Raw genomic sequence first — 17,086 nt, forward strand, 5'->3', positions numbered from 1 at the left:
GCTCCCTGAGGGAGCCGGAGCCCTTCAGGCTCAGGAGGAGCATGCCGACCACGGCAACCGCCGCCCCGCGGCGCAAGAAGACGTCCCGTCGCGATGACGAGGCACCCCTCATCCCGATCCTCGCGCGCAAGGTGCGCGAGATCGAGGCGAAGTCCCAGCGCGGCAAGCTGGGCCCCACGAACCGCACGAAGTTCCAGGTGATCGCGTTCCTGGTGCGCGAGGAGCGCGCCAGGGTCAAGGCCGACACCGAGATCACCGATGCGGCCCGCGCCGAGCTGCTCAAGCGGCTCGACGGCGTCGCGACGATCCTCGCGAAGACGGCCGCTCGGGACACCTCGCTCATCCAGCTGCTCGAGGCCGACCAGGCCACCTCGCCGGTCGCCAAGCGGATGCGTCGCGACTGGCTGCTCGAGTCCGGTGCCGAGCTTCCCCCCGAGGAGCTCATCATCGCCGACCCCGCGCCCGTACAGGTGTCGGTGGTGCCCGCGGCCATCGCGGAGCGTCAGGTCACCCCGCCGTCGGTCGAGGCCCGCCAGCTCGCCAACCCGTTCCTGGCGCCCGACCTGACGCCGCGTCCGGCCAGCACGCCGCGCCGCCGTCTCGACGGCTGGGAGCTCATGGGGCCGCTGTACAAGGCATTCGAGACGGGTGCGGGCGGTGCCGCGGCGTCGATGGAGCTTCCCCCGGCCCCCGAGTTCGATCACCTCTCGCCCAAGGGCCGCGAGATCATGGTGCACCAGTCGCGCTTCCTCGAGGCCGTCCGTGCCGGGCACCGCAGCTTCCTGCTCGCCGACGAGCCGGGCCTCGGCAAGACGGCGCAGTCGGTGCTCGCGGCCTCCGTCGCCGGCGCCTATCCGCTGCTCGTCGTCGTGCCCAACGTCGTGAAGATGAACTGGGCGCGCGAGGTCGAGCGGTGGACGCCGCAGCGTCGTGCCACGGTCATCCAGGGCGACGGCGATGACATCGACGCCTTCGCCGACGTGTTCATCGTGAACTACGAGATCCTCGACCGTCACATGTCGTGGCTGGCGTCGATCGGTCTGCGCGGCATGGTCGTCGACGAGGCGCACTTCATCAAGAACCTCTCGTCGCAGCGCTCGCAGAACGTGCTCTCGCTCGCCGCGCAGGTGCGCGAGCGCACGCCGGGGCACGATCCGCTCATGCTCGCGCTCACCGGTACCCCGCTCATCAACGACGTCGAGGACTTCGACGCCATCTGGCGTTTCCTCGGCTGGACGAACGGCGAGAAGCCCGGACCGGAGCTCATGGAGAAGCTCGACGCGACGGGACTGACGCCTGCCGACAAGGCCTTCTACCCGGAGGCCCGCGACGCGGTGATCTCGATGGGCATCGTGCGACGGAAGAAGAAGGACGTCGCCGCCGATCTGCCCGACAAGCTGATCGCCGATCTGCCCGTGCAGCTCGACGACGAGTTCGGCCGCAGCATCCGCCAGGCCGAGCGCGAGCTGGGGGAGCGGCTGGCCGCCCGTTACCGTCGCATCATCGAGGCACGCGGCGACCGCGGCCTCGCCCCGGGCGAGATCGACGACGACATCGTCCGTCTCGTCGCGCAGAACGAGCTCGAGGAGTCGAAGGCGGCCGGCACCGGGGGAGACAACGTCTTCACCATGGTGCGCCGCATCGGTCAGGCGAAGGCGCTTCTGGCGGCGGACTACGCCGCGCAGCTGCAGCGTTCGGTCGGCAAGGTCGTGTTCTTCGCGAAGCACATCGACGTCATGGACCAGGCGGAGGCGCACTTCGCTTCGGCCGGCATCCGCGCGGTGTCCATCCGCGGTGACCAGACGAACACAGCACGGCAGCAGGCCATCGACGACTTCAACGGCGATCCCGAGGTCGGCATCGCGGTGTGCTCGCTCACGGCGGCCGGCGTCGGCCTCAACCTGCAGGCGGCGTCGAACGTCGTGCTCGCGGAGCTGTCGTGGACCGCGGCCGAGCAGACGCAGGCCATCGACCGCGTGCACCGCATCGGACAGGACGAGCCCGTCACGGCGTGGCGGATCATCGCCGCCCACACGATCGACACGAAGATCGCGGAGCTCATCGACCAGAAGCAGGGGCTCGCGGCTCGCGCGCTGGACGGCGAGGCGACAGAGGAGACCGCCAGCGAGTCGGTGCAGCTGGCCGCGCTGATGCATCTTCTGCGCGAGGCTCTCGGCGGCCGCTGAGCGAGCGTCAAGAACAAGAGTTCTTAACGCCGCTGCGGGCGGATTTTCCTGCCGCGGCGCGAAGTTCGGTGGCATCGGTCGTTGCAGTCGTCAAGATCGCCCGTTTTCGACGCGCTCGAATGGCCACGCGAGGGGGCGGCGCGCTAGTGTCGATCGCAGGCACTGTCGCCTCACCCCCATCCCTCGACCTCCGAAGGCAGCAGCATGAAAATCGGCATCCTGACGAGCGGCGGCGACTGCCCCGGACTCAACGCGGTCATCCGCGGCATCGTGCTCAAGGGCACCACGACCTACGACCTCGAGTTCGTCGGCATCCGCGACGGATGGCGCGGCGTCGTCGAGGGCGACTTCATGCCCCTGACCCGGCACGAGGTGAAGGGCCTGTCCAAGGTGGGTGGCACGATCCTCGGCACCAGCCGCACCAACCCGTACGAGGGGGAGCGCGGCGGTGCGGAGAACATCGCGAAGACGCTCTACGGCCACAAGATCGACGGCATCGTCGCGATCGGCGGCGAAGGCACCCTCGCGGCGGCGGACCGTCTCGCCAAGGACGGCATCAAGGTGCTCGGCGTTCCGAAGACGATCGACAACGACCTCCGGGCCACGGATTACTCCTTCGGCTTCGACACCGCCGTGAACATCGCCACGGACGCCATGGACCGGCTCCGCACCACGGGTGACTCCCACCAACGCTGCATGGTCGCCGAGGTCATGGGTCGTCACGTCGGCTGGATCGCGCTGCATGCCGGGATGGCCGCCGGGGCCCACGTCATCTGCATCCCCGAGGTGCCGATGTCGCTGGACGAGATCACCGCTCTCGTCACGAGCGCCCACGATCGCGGTCGCGCACCGCTCGTCGTCGTCTCCGAGGGCTTCAAGCTCGCCGGCATGGACGAGGCCTACAGCGACAAGGGCCTGGACGCGTTCAACCGACCGCGGCTCGGCGGCATCGGCGACCTGCTCGCCCCCGAGATCGAGCGGATCACGGGCATCGAGACCCGCGCCACGATCCTCGGCCACATCCAGCGCGGCGGCTCGCCGTCGGCGTTCGACCGCGTCCTCGCGACCCGCCTCGGCCTGCACGCCGCAGACGCCATCGTTGACGGCGCCTGGGGGCAGATGGTCGCGATGCAGGGCACCGACATCGTCCGCGTCCCGTTCGCCGATGCTCTCGGCGAGCTGAACACGGTGCCGCGCTACCGCTACGACGAGGCCGCCGCCCTCTTCGGCTGACCTCCGCCCGGCTTCAGGCTCTCGCGCCGCTTCAGGCGTCTTGCTGTCTTTCTTGCCTGAACTTGCGTGAGGGCCTGTGTCCGCGTGGCCGCCTGTTCTCACGACCTCACGCCGTGTCAGGCTCTCGCGTGGCTTCAGGCATCGTGCTGTCTTTCTCGCCTGAACTCCCGTGAGGGCCTGTGCTTGTGTTCGGTTAGCTACCCGCGACCCGTCGCTCGATGGTCTGCGCGATGGAGCCCCTGCGCGAGCGCGGCCAGGACGGTGTCCTCGACATGACGGTCGTCGACCATGACCTGGTGATAGTCGAAGCGGAGGACCGTGTAGCCGCGGAGTGCGAGCCTTGCGTCAGCAGCGAGGTCGCGCCGCCGGTCGCCCGCGGCGCTGTGGTGGCGGAAGCCGTCGATCTGGATGGCAAGACGCTCGCCGATGACGCCGTCGAGCGGATGGCCGTCCACCCACACCTGCTGTCGCACGTCGATGCCGACCGCGCGCATCCGTTCGACGAAGACCGTCTCGGGACGGGAGTCCGACCGGCCGCGGACGGTTCGAGCGAGGCGGTTCGCGGCATCGCACCGCCACCGGACGCGTGCGAGGGTGTCCAGTTCCACGGCCCCATGGCGGACGGCGGACTCCCAGATCGCGCGGGCCTCGATCAACGGCCGGCATCGCGCGACCTGGAACAGGACGCCTAGGACGGGATCGACCGCCGCCCGCGGATGCACCGGAACGGGCCCCTGTGCGCAGTGCACCTGGACGCCGACGCGATCGAATCGAGAGGCGGTGCGGGGGAGGGCGACGTGCACCTCCGCGGCCCCGACATCCCACCATCCGGCGAGGGCCGCCGCGCTCACGCAGGTGACCCTTCCGCCCACGGATGCTGCGGCCCTGCACCGTGGATCGACCTCAGGGACGAGCAGCCACGACCGGCGCACGCGCTCGAGCGTCCCTTCCCGCACCGCCCGACGCATCTGGTACTCGGTGAAGCCCGCCTCGCGCACGCGCGACGAATGCGCGGATCCTCCCTGCTCCCGGACCCAGCTCTCCACCCGTGTGCGTGTCACCCCTCCACCCTGCGGGCTTTCGCTGCCGCGCTTCACCACGCCACCGCGGATGGGGAGGCGCTTCCCGGAACTCTCCGCCTGTGCAGGAGCAGTGCTCGGTCGTGAGCACAGGCCTTCACGCGAGTTCAGGCCAGGACAGGCATGGGCGCCTGACGCCTCGCGCGTGCCTGACTCCGCGTCGATGCCTGTGCCGGCGTCGCTCCCCGCCAGCACAGGCGTGCGCGCGAGTTCAGGCCAGGTCAGCGCGCAGGCGCCTGATGCCGCGCGAGCGCCTGATGTCGCGGGTCAGGCGAGGTGGAGGGTGTCGAGGAGCCAGGCGATCTCGAACGCCCGCTCGCGCCAGGAGTTGTACCGTCCGCTCACGCCCCCGTGCCCCGCGACCATCTCGCACTTCAGCAGCACGTCCTTCGCGCCGGCCTCCCGCAGTCGGGCGACCCACTTCGCCGGCTCCACGTAGAGCACCCGGGTGTCGTTCAGCGAGGTCACCGCGAGGATCCGCGGATACTCCACGCCGTCGCGCACGTTCTCGTACGGCGTGTACGACTTCATGTACGCGTAGACCTCGGGGTCGTGCAGCGGGTCGCCCCATTCGTCCCACTCGATCACGGTGAGGGGGAGCGACGGGTCGAGGATCGTCGTCAGCGCGTCGACGAACGGCACACCCGCGAGGATGCCGGCGAAGAGCTCCGGGGCGAGGTTGGCGACCGCGCCCATCAGCAGACCCCCGGCACTGCCGCCCTCCGCGACGAGCTGGGCCGGGGTGGTCGTCCCCTCGTCGACGAGGTGCCGGGCGCAGGCGACGAAGTCCGTGAAGGTGTTCCGCTTGTGCAGGAGCTTGCCGTCTTCGTACCACTGCCGACCCATCTCGCCGCCTCCGCGCACATGCGCCACGGCGAAGACGACTCCGCGGTCCAGCTCCGAGAGCCGTGCGACCGAGAAGCCCGGGTCGATGGAGTGCTCGTACGAGCCGTAGCCGTAGAGGTGGACGGGACGCGTGGTCGCACCGGGCTCGCCGAAGGAGCGCTTCCACACGAGGGAGATCGGCACGCGGGTGCCGTCCTCCGCGGTGGCCCACTCCCGACGCTGTCCGTAGTCGGCGGGGTCGTAGCCGCCGAGCACCGTCACCTGCTTGCGCAACACGAGTTCCCGCGTCGCGAGGTCGAGCTCGTACACCGTACCCGGCGTGACGAACGACGTGTACCCGAGTCGCAGGAAGGGGGAGTGCCACTCCGGGTTGCCGCTGACCCCCGCGGAGTAGAGGGGCTCGTCGAACCGCAGCTCCTCCACCGTGTCGGTCGCGTAGTCCAGGAGGCCCACGCGCTCGAGGCCCTCGCTGCGATACTCCACCGTGGCGAAGTCGCGGAAGGCGTCCACTCCGAGCAGTCGCCGTCCTGGCTGATGGGCGACGACGACGCGGCGCTCGCCCTGCGGGTCGTCCGCCGCTACGGAGACGAGTTCGAAGTCCAGGGCGTCGTCGTTGTGCAGGATGAGGAGCCGGTCCTCACCGTCCACCACCGCGTGCTCGAGCGAGTACTCCACGCCTTCGCGCCGCGGCCACACCGTGCGCGGCTCCGCCGTGATGTCGCCGGCGAGGTCGACGAGGTACTCCTCGCTCGTGATGCTGGAGCCCACACCGATCACGAGGTAGCGCCGGCTCCGCGTGATCCCGGCGCCGAGCCAGAACTTCTCGTCGGGCTCGTGGAAGAGCGTGATGTCGTCCGACACCGGGGTCCCGAGCCGGTGCAGCCACAGGGTGTCGGGGCGCCACGCATCGTCGCGGGTCGTGTAGAGGATGCCGGTGCCGTCCGGGGTGAAGAACGCGCCGCCGGTGTTCGGGATCTCGTCGTCCAGCGTGACGCCCGTCTGCAGGTCCCGCACGCGGACCGTGTAGAGCTCGTCGCCCTCGAAGTCCGTCGACCACAGCAGCTTCGTCGCATCATCGGAGGTGTCGAACGCGCCGAGCGAGAAGAACTCGTGCCCTTCGGCCTCGACGTTGCCGTCCAGCAGCACCACCTCGCCGGGCACGGGCACCCCCGGCTCGAGACGCGGCGGCGTCCAATCGCCTTCGACGGCGGCGGCGCGACAGTGGATGCCGTACTGCGCGCCTTCCTCGGTGCGGCTGTAGTACCACCAGTCTCCACGCCGTGTCGGCACCGAGAGGTCGGTCTCCTGAACCCGTCCCTTGATCTCCTGGAACAGCGTCTCGCGGAGCGCGGCGAGGTGCGCGGTCTCGGCCTCGGTGTGCGCGTTCTCCGCCTCCAGGTGTGCGATGACCTCGGGGGAGTCCTTGGCGCGCAGCCACTCGTACGGGTCGTCGACCGTGTCGCCGTGATGCGTGCGGAGGGTGGAACGGCGGGCGGCGATCGGGGCGTCAGTCACCGTCCCACGCTATCCCAGGTCGAGTTGACCGGCACGGGGGACGGTGGCAGGATTTACCGGGGCCGGTAAACGGAAGTCAAACCCACGGTGAACTCTTCGTTCGTCACGTCGATCCCGTCGACATCTCCCTCTTCCTCAAGACCGAAAGCGAACGGTGGAAACCGCAGCCCTCATCGTCGTGCTCGTCATCGCGCTGGCACTCTTCTTCGATTTCACGAACGGGTTTCACGACACCGCGAACGCGATGGCCACGCCCATCGCGACCGGAGCGCTCAAGCCCAAGACAGCGGTCCTCCTGGCCGCTCTCCTCAACCTCGTCGGCGCCTTCCTGTCGACCGAGGTGTCCAAGACCATCTCCGGCGGCATCATCCAGGAGGATGCGATCATCGCCGCGGGAGCGGAGCTGTTCCTCTCGTTGATCTTCGCCGGACTCATCGGCGCCATCACCTGGAACATGCTGACGTGGCTGCTCGGCCTGCCGTCGAGCTCGTCCCACGCGCTCTTCGGCGGGCTGATCGGCGCGACGCTCGTCGGCGCCGGTCTCGGCGGCATCGACTTCGGCGCCGTGCTGTCGAAGATCGTCCTCCCCGCCCTCATCGCCCCCATCACGGCCGGCATCATCGCGTACGTCGCGACGAAGATCGCCTACTCGGTCACGCGTCGCTACGACGGCAAGCCGGACGGACGGGACGGATTCCGCTGGGGTCAGATCTTCACGTCCTCCCTCGTCGCCCTCGCACACGGCACCAACGACGCGCAGAAGACGATGGGCGTCATCACGCTCGCCATGATCACCGTCGGCTGGCAGTCCGGTGCGCACCACGAGCCCGAGCTCTGGGTCATCATCGCCTGTGCGTTCACTATCGCCCTCGGCACGTACCTCGGCGGCTGGCGCATCATCCGCACGCTGGGCAAGGGCCTGACCGACGTCAAGCCGGCTCAGGGCTTCGCGGCGGAGAGCTCGACGGCCGCGACGATCCTCGCCTCCAGCGCCCTCGGATTCGCGCTCTCCACCACCCAGGTGGCCTCGGGCTCGGTCATCGGATCCGGCCTCGGTCGTCGCGGGTCGACGGTCCGCTGGCGGACGGCAGGACGCATCGGCGTCGGCTGGCTGCTGACGCTGCCCGCGGCCGGAGGCGTCGGCGCCCTGGCGGCACTGCTCGTCGTGTGGCTCGGCCCGTGGGGCGTGGCCATCGACGCCGTCCTCGCGGTGGCGATCATCCTCGGGCTGTACATGCGCTCTCGGCGCAACGCCGTCACGCCGGCCAACGCCATGAGCGACGTCGCAGAATCCCACCTTGCCGTCGAGGTTCCCGACACCCCGCCGCCCACGCGTCGCCAGCAGCGCATCGCCCAGGCGAAGGCGGAGGCGAAGGCCCGTGCCGAGGCCAAGGAGAAGGCGAAGGCCGAGGCGAAGGACAAGGCGAAGAAGAAGGCCAAGGCCAAGGCGGACGCGAAGGCCGCGAAGACCGGCAGCGCCTCGTCGTCCGACGCGTCGCAGAACGGGGACTCGGCATGAACGTCACGATCGACTGGATCGCCTTCCTGCAGGTGTTCGCCGCCGCGCTCATCGGCGCCGCCGCCATCGTCACCTTCTACGCCCTGGGCCTGCGTCTGCTCGTGCGCAGCGGGCGGGCGCCCGTCGTGAGCCCCGCGGAGTTCACCGACGCCATCACGGTGATCTCGGAGAAGGAGCTCAAGCGGGCCGCCAAGCAGGCGGCGAAGGCAGCGAAGAAGAGTCCGCTCACCGAAGGACAGAAGACCCTCGCGCTCGTGGGCGCCTACGGCTGCTTCGTGCTCTGCGCCGCCGCGGTCATCGCCGGCATCCTCCTGATCGTCATCGGCCACTGAGTCCGCGGTGCGCCGGGTGCGTCGGTGACCGGCCGTAGGCTGAGGACATGTCCGCAGCGAAGGGAACACCACCGGTCTTCGGTCGGTACGCCCCCGCCTCCCACGTCCTGATCCATGTGAGCGATCCGCACTTCCTCGCCGGAGGTGCGGCGCTGGGGGGACGGTACGACGTCGAGCGCACGTTCGCGCGGACGCTCGAGGCGATCCGCGCCGTGCATCCCGCTCCCGCCGCGATCGTCGTCACCGGGGACCTCGCAGACCTCGGCGAGCCGGATGCGTACCGCCGGCTGCGTGCGGCGATCGAGCCGGTCGCCGCCGAACTCGGCGCTCCCGTGGTCTGGGTCGCGGGCAACCATGACGAGCGCCCGGTGCTGCGCGAGGTCCTCCTCGATGCCGAGCCCACGGAAGAGCCGGTCACCGGGGTGTGGGATCTCGACGGGCTGCGTCTGGTGGCCCTCGACACGAGCGTTCCCGGGTGGCATCACGGCGACCTCGACCCGGCGCAGCTCGCGTGGCTCGCCGAGGTCCTCGCCGAGCCGGCGCCGCACGGCACGCTCCTGGCGATGCACCACCCGCCGCTGCCCAGCCATCTGCCGCTGTTCGACATCCTCGAGCTGCGGCATCAGGACGAGCTGGCCGCCGTCATCCGGGGCACCGACGTCCGCGGCATCCTCGCCGGTCACCTGCACTACTCCTCGCACGGGCTGTTCGCCGGCGTCCCGGTGAGCGTGGCGTCCGCCACCTGCTACACGATGAACGTCGCGCGCCCCGCGTCTGAGGTGAACGGCATGGACGCCGCCCAGGCGTTCCAGCTCGTGCACGTGCGGCCGGAGACCATCACGCACACCGTCGTCCCGGTGGTCGATGCGCCGACCGGCGACTACTTCTCCGAGGAGTGGGTCGCCCGCATGGCGGCGCTGACGCCGGAAGGGCGCCTGGAGGCGTTCTCCAGAAAACCCCCGCAGGGACCGGCGTAGACTGGACGCATCCCCCGACCTTTCCGTTCGCCACGACCCACGAGGATGTGACATGGCTTCTGCCGCGCCCGCCAATACCCGTACCGAGACCGATTCGCTGGGGAGCATGGAGATTCCCGCCGAGGCGTACTGGGGGATCCACACCGCCCGCGCCGACGCGAACTTCCCGATCACGAAGCGCCCCATCTCGGTGTACCCCGAACTGGTGATCGCGCTCGCGATGGTGAAGCAGGCCAGCGCGAGGGCCAACAAGGAGATCGGGGTCCTCGACGCCGAGCGCGCCGACCTCATCGACCGCGCGGCGCAGCGCGTCATCGACGGCGAGTTCCACGATCAGTTCACGGTCGGCGTCATCCAGGGTGGTGCCGGCACCTCGACGAACATGAACGCGAACGAGGTCATCACCAACATCGCGCTCGAGATGGCCGGACGCGAGAAGGGCGACTACGCCTTCCTCTCTCCGATCGACCACACGAACCGCAGCCAGTCGACCAACGACGTCTACCCGACCGCGGTCAAGATCGGCCTCTCGCTGACGCTGCGCTCGCTGCTCGACGAACTGGACGCCCTGCGCGTGGCGTTCCTCGGCAAGGCGGGGGAGTTCCACGACATCCTCAAGGTCGGCCGGACCCAGCTCCAGGACGCGGTGCCCATGACTCTCGGCCAGGAGTTCCATGGCTTCGCCACGACCCTGGGCGAGGATCACAGCCGCCTCACCGAGAACGCCTCGCTCATGTTCGAGATCAACATGGGCGCGACCGCCATCGGCACCGGCATCACCACCCACCCCGACTACGCGCCGGCCGTGCTGAAGCACCTGCGCGAGATCACGGGGCTCGACCTCGAGACGGCCACCGACCTCGTCGAGTCCACGAGCGACACGGGCGCCTTCATGTCGTTCTCGTCGTCGCTCAAGCGCAACGCCATCAAGCTCTCGAAGATCTGCAACGACCTGCGGCTGCTGTCGTCCGGTCCGCAGGCGGGCCTCGGCGAGATCAACCTGCCCGCACGGCAGGCCGGTTCCAGCATCATGCCCGGCAAGGTCAACCCGGTGATCCCGGAGGTCGTGAACCAGGTGGCCTTCGCGGTCGTCGGCGCCGACATGACGGTGACCATGGCCGTCGAGGGCGGTCAGCTCCAGCTCAACGCCTTCGAGCCCGTCATCGCGCACTCGATCTTCCAGTCGATCACCTGGATGCGTCAGGCCATGTGGACGCTGCGCGTGAACTGCGTCGAGGGCATCACCGCCAACCGCGACCGGCTGGGCGCGATGGTCGGCGCGTCGGTCGGCGTCATCACGGCGCTCACGCCCTTCATCGGCTACGCGGCGGCCGCGGCTCTGGCCAAGACGGCTCTGCTGACCAACCGCAACGTCGCCGACCTGGTGGTCGAGGCCGGGCTCATGTCCCGCGACGAGGTGACCAAGCAGCTCTCTCCTGCCCGCCTGTCGGGCCTGGAGGCGGTCACCGCGGCCATCCCGATCGTCACCCCGGACGACCTCATCCAGATCTGAGCGTCGACCGGATACGGGAAGGGGACGGGAGCTCGAGCTCCCGTCCCCTTCGTCGCGTCCTGGTGTCAGTCCAGAATGCGGCAGTGCGTCGTGAGCTCGCCGATCCCGTCGATGCCGACCGTGACGGTCGAGCGGTCGCGGAGGAAGATCTGCGGGTCGCGGGAGTAGCCGGCGCCACCCGGGCTGCCCGTCGAGATCAGGGTGCCGGGCAGCAGCGTGAGCGACTGGGAGAGGTGCGCGATGAGCTTCGCCACCGAACGCACCATCTGGTCGGTGCTGGCGTCCTGCACGGTGTGCCCGTCGACGACGGTCCAGATGTGGAGGTCCTGCGGGTCGGCGATCTCGTCGGCGGTCACCGCGAACGGGCCGGTGGGGGTGAAGCCGTCGAACGACTTGCAACGGGACCACTGCGCCTCGGAGAACTGGATGTTCCGGGCGGTGATGTCGTTGACCACGGTGTAACCCCAGACGTGCGCGAGGGCGTCCGCCTCCGGGACGTCCTTCGCGGGGGTGCCGATGAGCACGCCCAGCTCGGCCTCGTAGTCGACTGCCTCGCTGAGGCTCCGCGGCCAGGAGGTCGTCTGATCGTGACCGGTGAGCGAGTTGGGCCACAGGGTGAACACGGTCGGCGCGGCGTCGGTCTTGAGGCCGAGCTCGCTGGAGTGGGCGGCATAGTTGAGCCCGACGGCGAGCACCGCCGGCGGCGCGATGACCGCGGAGGCGAAACCCCAGCCGGTCAGCGGGTGGCGCGGGGCCGTGCCGTCGCGGAGGGCGGCGCGGAGCTCGTCGAGTCCGGCGTCCCCTCGCTCGATCAGCTGCTGCAGGGTGGCAGGCGCGTCGGACAGGAGATCGGAGACGAGGATGGCGTCCGAGCCCTCCACCACGGCGAGAACCGCACGGGAGGAGTCTGGACGGCGCAGGTGAGCGAACCGCATGGTTCTACGCTACCGGGTGCCTGCGGCCGGTCGGGTGGAGGAAGCCCCCAGAGCCCGGCGCGGATGCTTGTGCCCCATAAGCTTTGACCATGACCTTCGGAGGACCGTCCGACCCCCAGCAGCCCGCGCGATACACGCCCCCGGCGGGGACACCACCACAGCCCTCGGCGTACTCCGCCGCGCAGTACGCGAAATCGCCCTACCTGCCACCGTCCTACGGACAGCAGCCGGGCTATGCGTCGGCTCTCGCGCAACCCACGCCCTACACACCGCCGGCGCCGGTCGCGCCGTCGCCCGCGGAGTCGCTGCCGGCTCTCCCGGTGCCGAACAAGAAGGGCCGCACGATCTCGCTGTGGCTCTTCGGCTTCCTCGGCTTCCTGCTGCTCGCACTCATCGGCTACTTCGGCTGGGCCCTCGGCCCGACCGCCTCGGTGATCGGGCTCGTCCTGGCTGTGATCCCGCTCACGATCGTCTTCCTCGGAGTGCGCATGATCGACCGTTGGGAGCCCGAGCCCAAGCGCCTCGTCGCGTTCGCCATCGCCTGGGGTGCGGTCGCCGCCGTCGGCCTCACGCTCCTCGTCGACATCGGGCTCACGATGCTGCTGGGCATCCGGTCCGAGGAGTTCTCGGCGGTGGTGCAGGCCCCCATCGTCGAGGAGTTCTGGAAGGGCCTCGGGGTCTTCCTCATCTTCCTGCTCGCGCGGCGGTCCTTCGACGGGCCGGTCGACGGCGTCGTCTACGGGGCGCTCGTCGGTGCAGGCTTCGCGTTCACCGAGAACATCCAGTACTTCGCCATCAGCCTCATCGAGGGCGGCGGAGAGCAGCTCGGCGTCACGTTCATCGTGCGGGCGGTGCTGTCGCCGTTCGCGCACGCGATGTTCACCTCGCTGACCGGATTCGCGATCGGCCTCGTGGCCCGCCGGCACGCCTCCGCCGGAGCGGCCGCCGGGGCCGGCCTGCTCGGCATGGTCGGGGCGATCCTCCTGCACGCGCTGTGGAACGGATCGGCCACATTCGCGGACTTCTTCGGCCTCTACTTCACCCTGCAGGTGCCGCTGTTCATCGGCTTCATCCTCGGGATCATCGCCTTGCGCAGGGAGGAGGCGCGGCTCACCCGGGCCCGCCTGGCCGAGTATGCGGCCGCCGGCTGGTTCACGCCGGAGGAGGTCACGATGCTGGCCACGCCGGCCGGGCGCAAGGTGGGGCTCGCCTGGGCCGCGCAGCTGCGCGGCGACCGCCGGCCGCTGATGCGCGAATTCATCAAGGATGCGACGGCTCTGGCCGCGGTCCGCCAGCGGGCGATCACCGGACGAGACCCGCTCGCCGTCGAGGACGAGCGTGCCCTGTTGATCCGGACCAGGGCGGCACGCGCCGCGCTGCTGGCCTACTGAGCGGCGCCCCCGCAGACAGACTCAGCGCCCGGTGCTGCGGCGATGCCTGCATGTCTCCCGGGCGCTGAGTTGATCTGCCACCAGGGTGCACCCGCGTCCCGCGAACTGTCAAGAGCCCCGGGGGACTTCGGAGCGGAGTCCCTCGGCGAGGTGTTCGCTGTGAGCAGGTGCCGTCGCGTTGACCGGCCGCGCGACGGTCGGGTTGGATGGAGCCATGACTGATCGCACAAAGCCCGAGTTCGACGCCCCGACCGGCCCTGCCCCCGCAGAACTGGTCATCCGCGACATCATCGAGGGTGACGGCGCCGAGGCCAAGCCCGGCGACACCGTGACCGTCCACTACGCCGGTGTGGAGTTCGAGTCCGGCGAGGAGTTCGACTCGTCGTGGGGTCGCGGGGAGACCATCCAGTTCCCGCTCCGCGGCCTGATCCAGGGCTGGCAGGACGGCATCCCCGGAATGAAGGTCGGTGGCCGCCGCGAGCTGATCATCCCGCCGCACCTCGCGTACGGCCCGGCCGGGGGAGGACACTTCCTCTCCGGCAAGACGCTGATCTTCATCATCGATCTCGTCGCCGTCGGCTGACTTCGTCGCTCCGAAGCGCCCTGCACCCCGTGGTGCGGGGCGCTTCTGCATGTCGAGACATTTCTGATCGTCACGGGAATACATGCGAGTGAATGTATGTTGTCGGAAGGGTGCCGCGGACGATCGCGGTGCCATCCCTTCGCCGCCGCCGCGGCCGACGTCTCCTGAGGAGCAATCATGAGCAGCATCGACATCCCCGGTTACCGCCCCGGCACCTGGGTCCTCGACCCGTCCCACAGCGAGGTGACGTTCAGCGTCCGCCACATGATGATCTCGAAGGTGCGCGGCACCTTCGGTGTGAAGAGCGCGACGCTCGTGGCTCCGGAGAACCCCCTCGAAGCCAAGGTCGAGGCCTCCGTCGACGTGACCTCCGTCGACACCAAGGACGAGGGTCGCGACCAGCACCTCCGCTCCGCCGACTTCTTCGACACCGAGAACTTCCCGACCATGGAGTTCGTCTCGACCGGCGCCCGCGTCGAGGGCGGCGACTTCCTCGTCGACGGCGACCTCACCATCCGCGGCATCACGAAGCCGGTCACCTTCGAGCTCGACTTCGGCGGCTTCGGCAGCGACCCGTGGGGCAACTACAAGGCCGGCGCCTCCGCCAAGACCGTCATCAACCGCGAGGACTTCGGCCTCACCTGGAACGCCGCGCTGGAGACCGGCGGCGTGCTCGTCGGCAAGGACGTCACGATCACGCTCGACCTCCAGGGTGCGCTGCAGCAGGACTGACGCGCAGACCCTGTGAACCCCGGGCCCGTCAGGGCTCGGGGTTCTCTGCGTCGTAGTCGCGGAAACGAGGATGCCGCCGGGCGAGGACCGCGACGAGGGCGATCACGATGATCCCTCCGAGCAGCGGCGGGAACCACAGTGACGTCAGCGTCGCGAGCGTCCCGGCGTAGAGGGCGCCGACGCGGGGGCCACCGGTCACCACCACGACGAACAGGCCCTGCAGGCGTCCGCGCATGACGTCCGGCACCGCCGCCTGCATCATGGTGTTGCGGTAGATCGAGCTGACGTTGTCCGACGCGCCGGAGAGGGCCAGCGCCACGCAGGCGGCGACGATCAGTGCGACGTGCGGCCGGTCCTCTCCGGCAGGCGTCGGGGAGAACGCGCCGGCCAGGAGAACGAGACCGAACAGCGCGATGGCGGCGCCGTAGGCCTCCACCGCGCGGGCGATGCCGCGGCCGTGCCACCGGTACTGCACCACGCGCCCGGAGAACAGGCTCGAGGAGAAGGTGCCGACGGCGACCGCCGCCGTGAGGATGCCGGTGGTGAAGGCCCCGCCGCCGAGGATGACCGTGCCGAGTGCCGGGAAGAGCACGAGCGGCTGTCCGAACGTCATCGCGATGATGTCCATCACGTACTGCATGCGGATGTTGCCCGCCCGGCGGAGGAAGCGCCAGCCGTCGACGAGCGAGGCGAGGCCGGGACGCACGATGTCGCCTTCAGGGAGCAGGGCAGGGAGCGTCCACAGGCCGAGGAACATCGACAGCATGAGCACGACGTCGATCGTGTACGTCCAGCCGTATCCGGTGAGCGCCACGAGGAGCCCGGCGAGGGCCGGACCCGCCATGACCGTGAGCCCGAACGCGACGCCGTTGAGCGCGGACGCGGCCGCGAGCATGCTGCGGGGGATCAGGCGGGGGACGATCGCGGTCCGCGTGGCCATGCCGACGGAGTTCGCCGCCGAGTTCACGATGCTCAGCGCGTACAGCCACCAGATCGTCTCCGTGCCGGTCCAGGTGAGCGCCGCGAGCAGCCCCGTGGAGGCGAAGGTCACCGTGGCGGCGATGAGCGCGACCCGCCGCCGGTCGAACGCGTCGGCGAGCATCCCGCCGTAGAGGCCGGCGAGGATCATCGGGAGGAGGCCCGCGACGGCGATCATCGAGACGGCGAACGTGCTCGCGGTCAGATCGAACACATGCAGCATCACGGTCACGATGGTGAGCTGACCGCCGATGCCGGCGAGTGTCGAGCCGATCCACATCCGGGCGAAGGCCGGGCTCGCCTTCAGCGGAGTCAGGTCGATCAGATGGCCGCGTCGGGAGCTCACAGGGCGGTCTTCTTCTGCACATCCCGAGCCTAGTTGACCCCACGCGCCTCGTCCCCGGCGCCGTGTCCCGCCGTGGTCGTCCGGGCTGGTAGACTCGTCAGGTTGCCGTTCGATCGGCCGCGGATAAAGAGAGCTCACGCATCAGGCGTCGGGCGCCGCGCAACAAGCAGAGAGGGGATCGAATCTATGGCACTGGAAGCAGACGTCAAGAAGGCGATCATCGAAGAGTACGCGACGCACCCCGGTGACACCGGATCCCCCGAGGTGCAGGCCGCGATGCTGACGCAGCGCATCAAGGACCTCACCGAGCACCTGAAGGAGCACAAGCACGACCACCACTCGCGTCGTGGTCTGTTCCTGCTCGTGGGTCAGCGCCGTCGTCTGCTCGGCTACCTCCAGAGCGTCGACATCGAGCGTTACCGCTCGCTGATCGCACGCCTTGGTCTTCGCCGATAAGGCACCACGGACCCCGCGTTCAATCGCGCAGAACATTCTTGAGAAGGGGGGCGCCCCCCGGGGGGGGGGGGGGGGGGGGGGGGGGGGGGCGGGGGCCCGGGCCGCGGCGGGGCCCCCCCCCCCTTCTCGTGGTCGTGGGGATCAGCCGAGGAAAGCGGCGAGATCCTGCTCGAGAGCGAACTTCGGCTTGGCGCCGATGATCGTCGTCTTGACCTCTCCGCCCTGGAAGACCTTCATCGCCGGGATCGACGTGATCTGGTACTTCATGGCCAGCTCCGGGTTCTCGTCCACGTTGAGCTTGAGGATGGTGATCTTGTCGGGGTTGTCGGACTGGATCTCGTCCAGCACCGGCGCGACCATACGACACGGACCGCACCACTCGGCCCAGAAGTCCACCAGCACGGGACCATCGGCCTGCAGCACGTCCTGCTCCCAGGTCGCCTGGCTCGTTGCCTTTGCACTCAT

15 protein-coding genes are annotated in these 17,086 nt (G+C 69.5%); 10 read left to right on the top strand and 5 right to left on the bottom strand.

All coding sequences use genetic code 11. The features are described 5' to 3' along the window. The first annotated feature begins 41 nt into the window (after positions 1-41). Both M4D53_RS09715 and M4D53_RS09720 read left to right on the top strand, forming a co-directional pair. Entirely contained in the window at positions 42-2,186 is a 2,145-nt protein-coding gene (locus M4D53_RS09715; RefSeq protein ID WP_187663853.1) for a DEAD/DEAH box helicase, read from the top strand. Positions 2,187-2,390: 204 nt separating this feature from the next. Continuing rightward, positions 2,391-3,419, top strand: a complete 1,029-nt coding sequence (locus tag M4D53_RS09720) for a 6-phosphofructokinase (RefSeq protein WP_187663854.1) — start codon at positions 2,391-2,393, stop codon at positions 3,417-3,419. A 197-nt stretch (positions 3,420-3,616) separates the two neighbouring features. Here M4D53_RS09720 and M4D53_RS09725 read toward each other — a convergent pair whose 3' ends face one another. Both M4D53_RS09725 and M4D53_RS09730 read right to left on the bottom strand, forming a co-directional pair. Further along, entirely contained in the window at positions 3,617-4,480 is an 864-nt protein-coding gene (locus M4D53_RS09725; RefSeq protein WP_259953724.1) for a DUF559 domain-containing protein, read from the bottom strand. Positions 4,481-4,765: 285 nt separating this feature from the next. Further along, positions 4,766-6,859, bottom strand: a complete 2,094-nt coding sequence (locus M4D53_RS09730; RefSeq protein ID WP_259953726.1) for a S9 family peptidase — start codon at positions 6,857-6,859, stop codon at positions 4,766-4,768. Between the two features lie 154 nt (positions 6,860-7,013). Here M4D53_RS09730 and M4D53_RS09735 point away from each other — a divergent pair, with 154 nt between their 5' ends. From M4D53_RS09735 to M4D53_RS09750, 4 genes are read left to right on the top strand one after another with little or no spacing between them, the layout of a single operon-like run. Next, positions 7,014-8,378: an inorganic phosphate transporter gene (locus M4D53_RS09735; RefSeq protein WP_259953728.1), complete on the top strand. Its 1,365-nt coding sequence runs from the start codon at positions 7,014-7,016 to the stop codon at positions 8,376-8,378. Beyond that, positions 8,375-8,710: a peptidase gene (locus tag M4D53_RS09740; RefSeq protein ID WP_187663858.1), complete on the top strand. Its 336-nt coding sequence runs from the start codon at positions 8,375-8,377 to the stop codon at positions 8,708-8,710. The genes M4D53_RS09735 and M4D53_RS09740 overlap by 4 nt, the downstream gene beginning before the upstream one ends. 47 nt (positions 8,711-8,757) lie before the next feature. Further along, positions 8,758-9,687, top strand: coding sequence for a phosphodiesterase (locus M4D53_RS09745; RefSeq protein WP_259953731.1), 930 nt, complete (start codon positions 8,758-8,760; stop codon positions 9,685-9,687). Positions 9,688-9,739: 52 nt separating this feature from the next. Then, positions 9,740-11,200, top strand: coding sequence for an aspartate ammonia-lyase (locus M4D53_RS09750; RefSeq protein ID WP_187663860.1), 1,461 nt, complete (start codon positions 9,740-9,742; stop codon positions 11,198-11,200). A gap of 65 nt (positions 11,201-11,265) precedes the next feature. On the opposite strand, the gene M4D53_RS09755 is transcribed toward M4D53_RS09750, so the two are convergent. Then, positions 11,266-12,135: a fumarylacetoacetate hydrolase family protein gene (locus M4D53_RS09755; RefSeq protein WP_259953733.1), complete on the bottom strand. Its 870-nt coding sequence runs from the start codon at positions 12,133-12,135 to the stop codon at positions 11,266-11,268. 89 nt (positions 12,136-12,224) lie between these two features. Here M4D53_RS09755 and M4D53_RS09760 point away from each other — a divergent pair, with 89 nt between their 5' ends. From M4D53_RS09760 to M4D53_RS09770, 3 genes are all read left to right on the top strand, one after another. Next, entirely contained in the window at positions 12,225-13,526 is a 1,302-nt protein-coding gene (locus M4D53_RS09760; protein ID WP_259953736.1) for a PrsW family intramembrane metalloprotease, read from the top strand. 214 nt (positions 13,527-13,740) lie between these two features. Next, positions 13,741-14,109 carry an FKBP-type peptidyl-prolyl cis-trans isomerase gene (locus M4D53_RS09765; RefSeq protein ID WP_025103196.1) on the top strand — a complete coding sequence of 123 codons (369 nt, stop codon included), beginning with the start codon at positions 13,741-13,743 and terminating at the stop codon, positions 14,107-14,109. A 177-nt stretch (positions 14,110-14,286) separates the two neighbouring features. Further along, complete coding sequence (locus M4D53_RS09770; RefSeq protein ID WP_187663862.1) at positions 14,287-14,841, top strand: YceI family protein; 555 nt, start codon at positions 14,287-14,289, stop codon at positions 14,839-14,841. Between the two features lie 28 nt (positions 14,842-14,869). Here M4D53_RS09770 and M4D53_RS09775 read toward each other — a convergent pair whose 3' ends face one another. Then, complete coding sequence (locus M4D53_RS09775) at positions 14,870-16,165, bottom strand: MFS transporter (protein ID WP_259953741.1); 1,296 nt, start codon at positions 16,163-16,165, stop codon at positions 14,870-14,872. Between the two features lie 186 nt (positions 16,166-16,351). Between M4D53_RS09775 and rpsO the strand changes: the two genes are divergently transcribed. Beyond that, a complete protein-coding gene (rpsO, locus tag M4D53_RS09780) occupies positions 16,352-16,621 on the top strand; it encodes a 30S ribosomal protein S15 (RefSeq protein ID WP_017203073.1) in 270 nt (89 codons plus the stop codon). Between the two features lie 141 nt (positions 16,622-16,762). On the opposite strand, the gene trxA is transcribed toward rpsO, so the two are convergent. After that, positions 16,763-17,086, bottom strand: coding sequence for a thioredoxin (gene trxA, locus M4D53_RS09785; protein ID WP_025102859.1), 324 nt, complete (start codon positions 17,084-17,086; stop codon positions 16,763-16,765).

This window comes from Microbacterium meiriae (assembly GCF_025143875.1).
GTDB classification, from domain to species: Bacteria; Actinomycetota; Actinomycetes; order Actinomycetales; family Microbacteriaceae; genus Microbacterium; species Microbacterium meiriae.

Excerpts from the sequence above, each read along its gene's own strand:
- M4D53_RS09715 (WP_187663853.1), top strand. The coding sequence starts at position 42 with ATGCCGACCACGGCAACCGCCGCCCCGCGGCGCAAGAAGACGTCCCGT.
- M4D53_RS09720 (WP_187663854.1), top strand. The coding sequence starts at position 2,391 with ATGAAAATCGGCATCCTGACGAGCGGCGGCGACTGCCCCGGACTCAAC.
- M4D53_RS09740 (WP_187663858.1), top strand. The coding sequence starts at position 8,375 with ATGAACGTCACGATCGACTGGATCGCCTTCCTGCAGGTGTTCGCCGCC.
- M4D53_RS09745 (WP_259953731.1), top strand. The coding sequence starts at position 8,758 with ATGTCCGCAGCGAAGGGAACACCACCGGTCTTCGGTCGGTACGCCCCC.
- M4D53_RS09750 (WP_187663860.1), top strand. The coding sequence starts at position 9,740 with ATGGCTTCTGCCGCGCCCGCCAATACCCGTACCGAGACCGATTCGCTG.
- M4D53_RS09755 (WP_259953733.1), bottom strand. The coding sequence starts at position 12,135 with ATGCGGTTCGCTCACCTGCGCCGTCCAGACTCCTCCCGTGCGGTTCTC.
- M4D53_RS09760 (WP_259953736.1), top strand. The coding sequence starts at position 12,225 with ATGACCTTCGGAGGACCGTCCGACCCCCAGCAGCCCGCGCGATACACG.
- M4D53_RS09765 (WP_025103196.1), top strand. The coding sequence starts at position 13,741 with ATGACTGATCGCACAAAGCCCGAGTTCGACGCCCCGACCGGCCCTGCC.
- M4D53_RS09770 (WP_187663862.1), top strand. The coding sequence starts at position 14,287 with ATGAGCAGCATCGACATCCCCGGTTACCGCCCCGGCACCTGGGTCCTC.
- rpsO (WP_017203073.1), top strand. The coding sequence starts at position 16,352 with ATGGCACTGGAAGCAGACGTCAAGAAGGCGATCATCGAAGAGTACGCG.
- trxA (WP_025102859.1), bottom strand. The coding sequence starts at position 17,086 with ATGAGTGCAAAGGCAACGAGCCAGGCGACCTGGGAGCAGGACGTGCTG.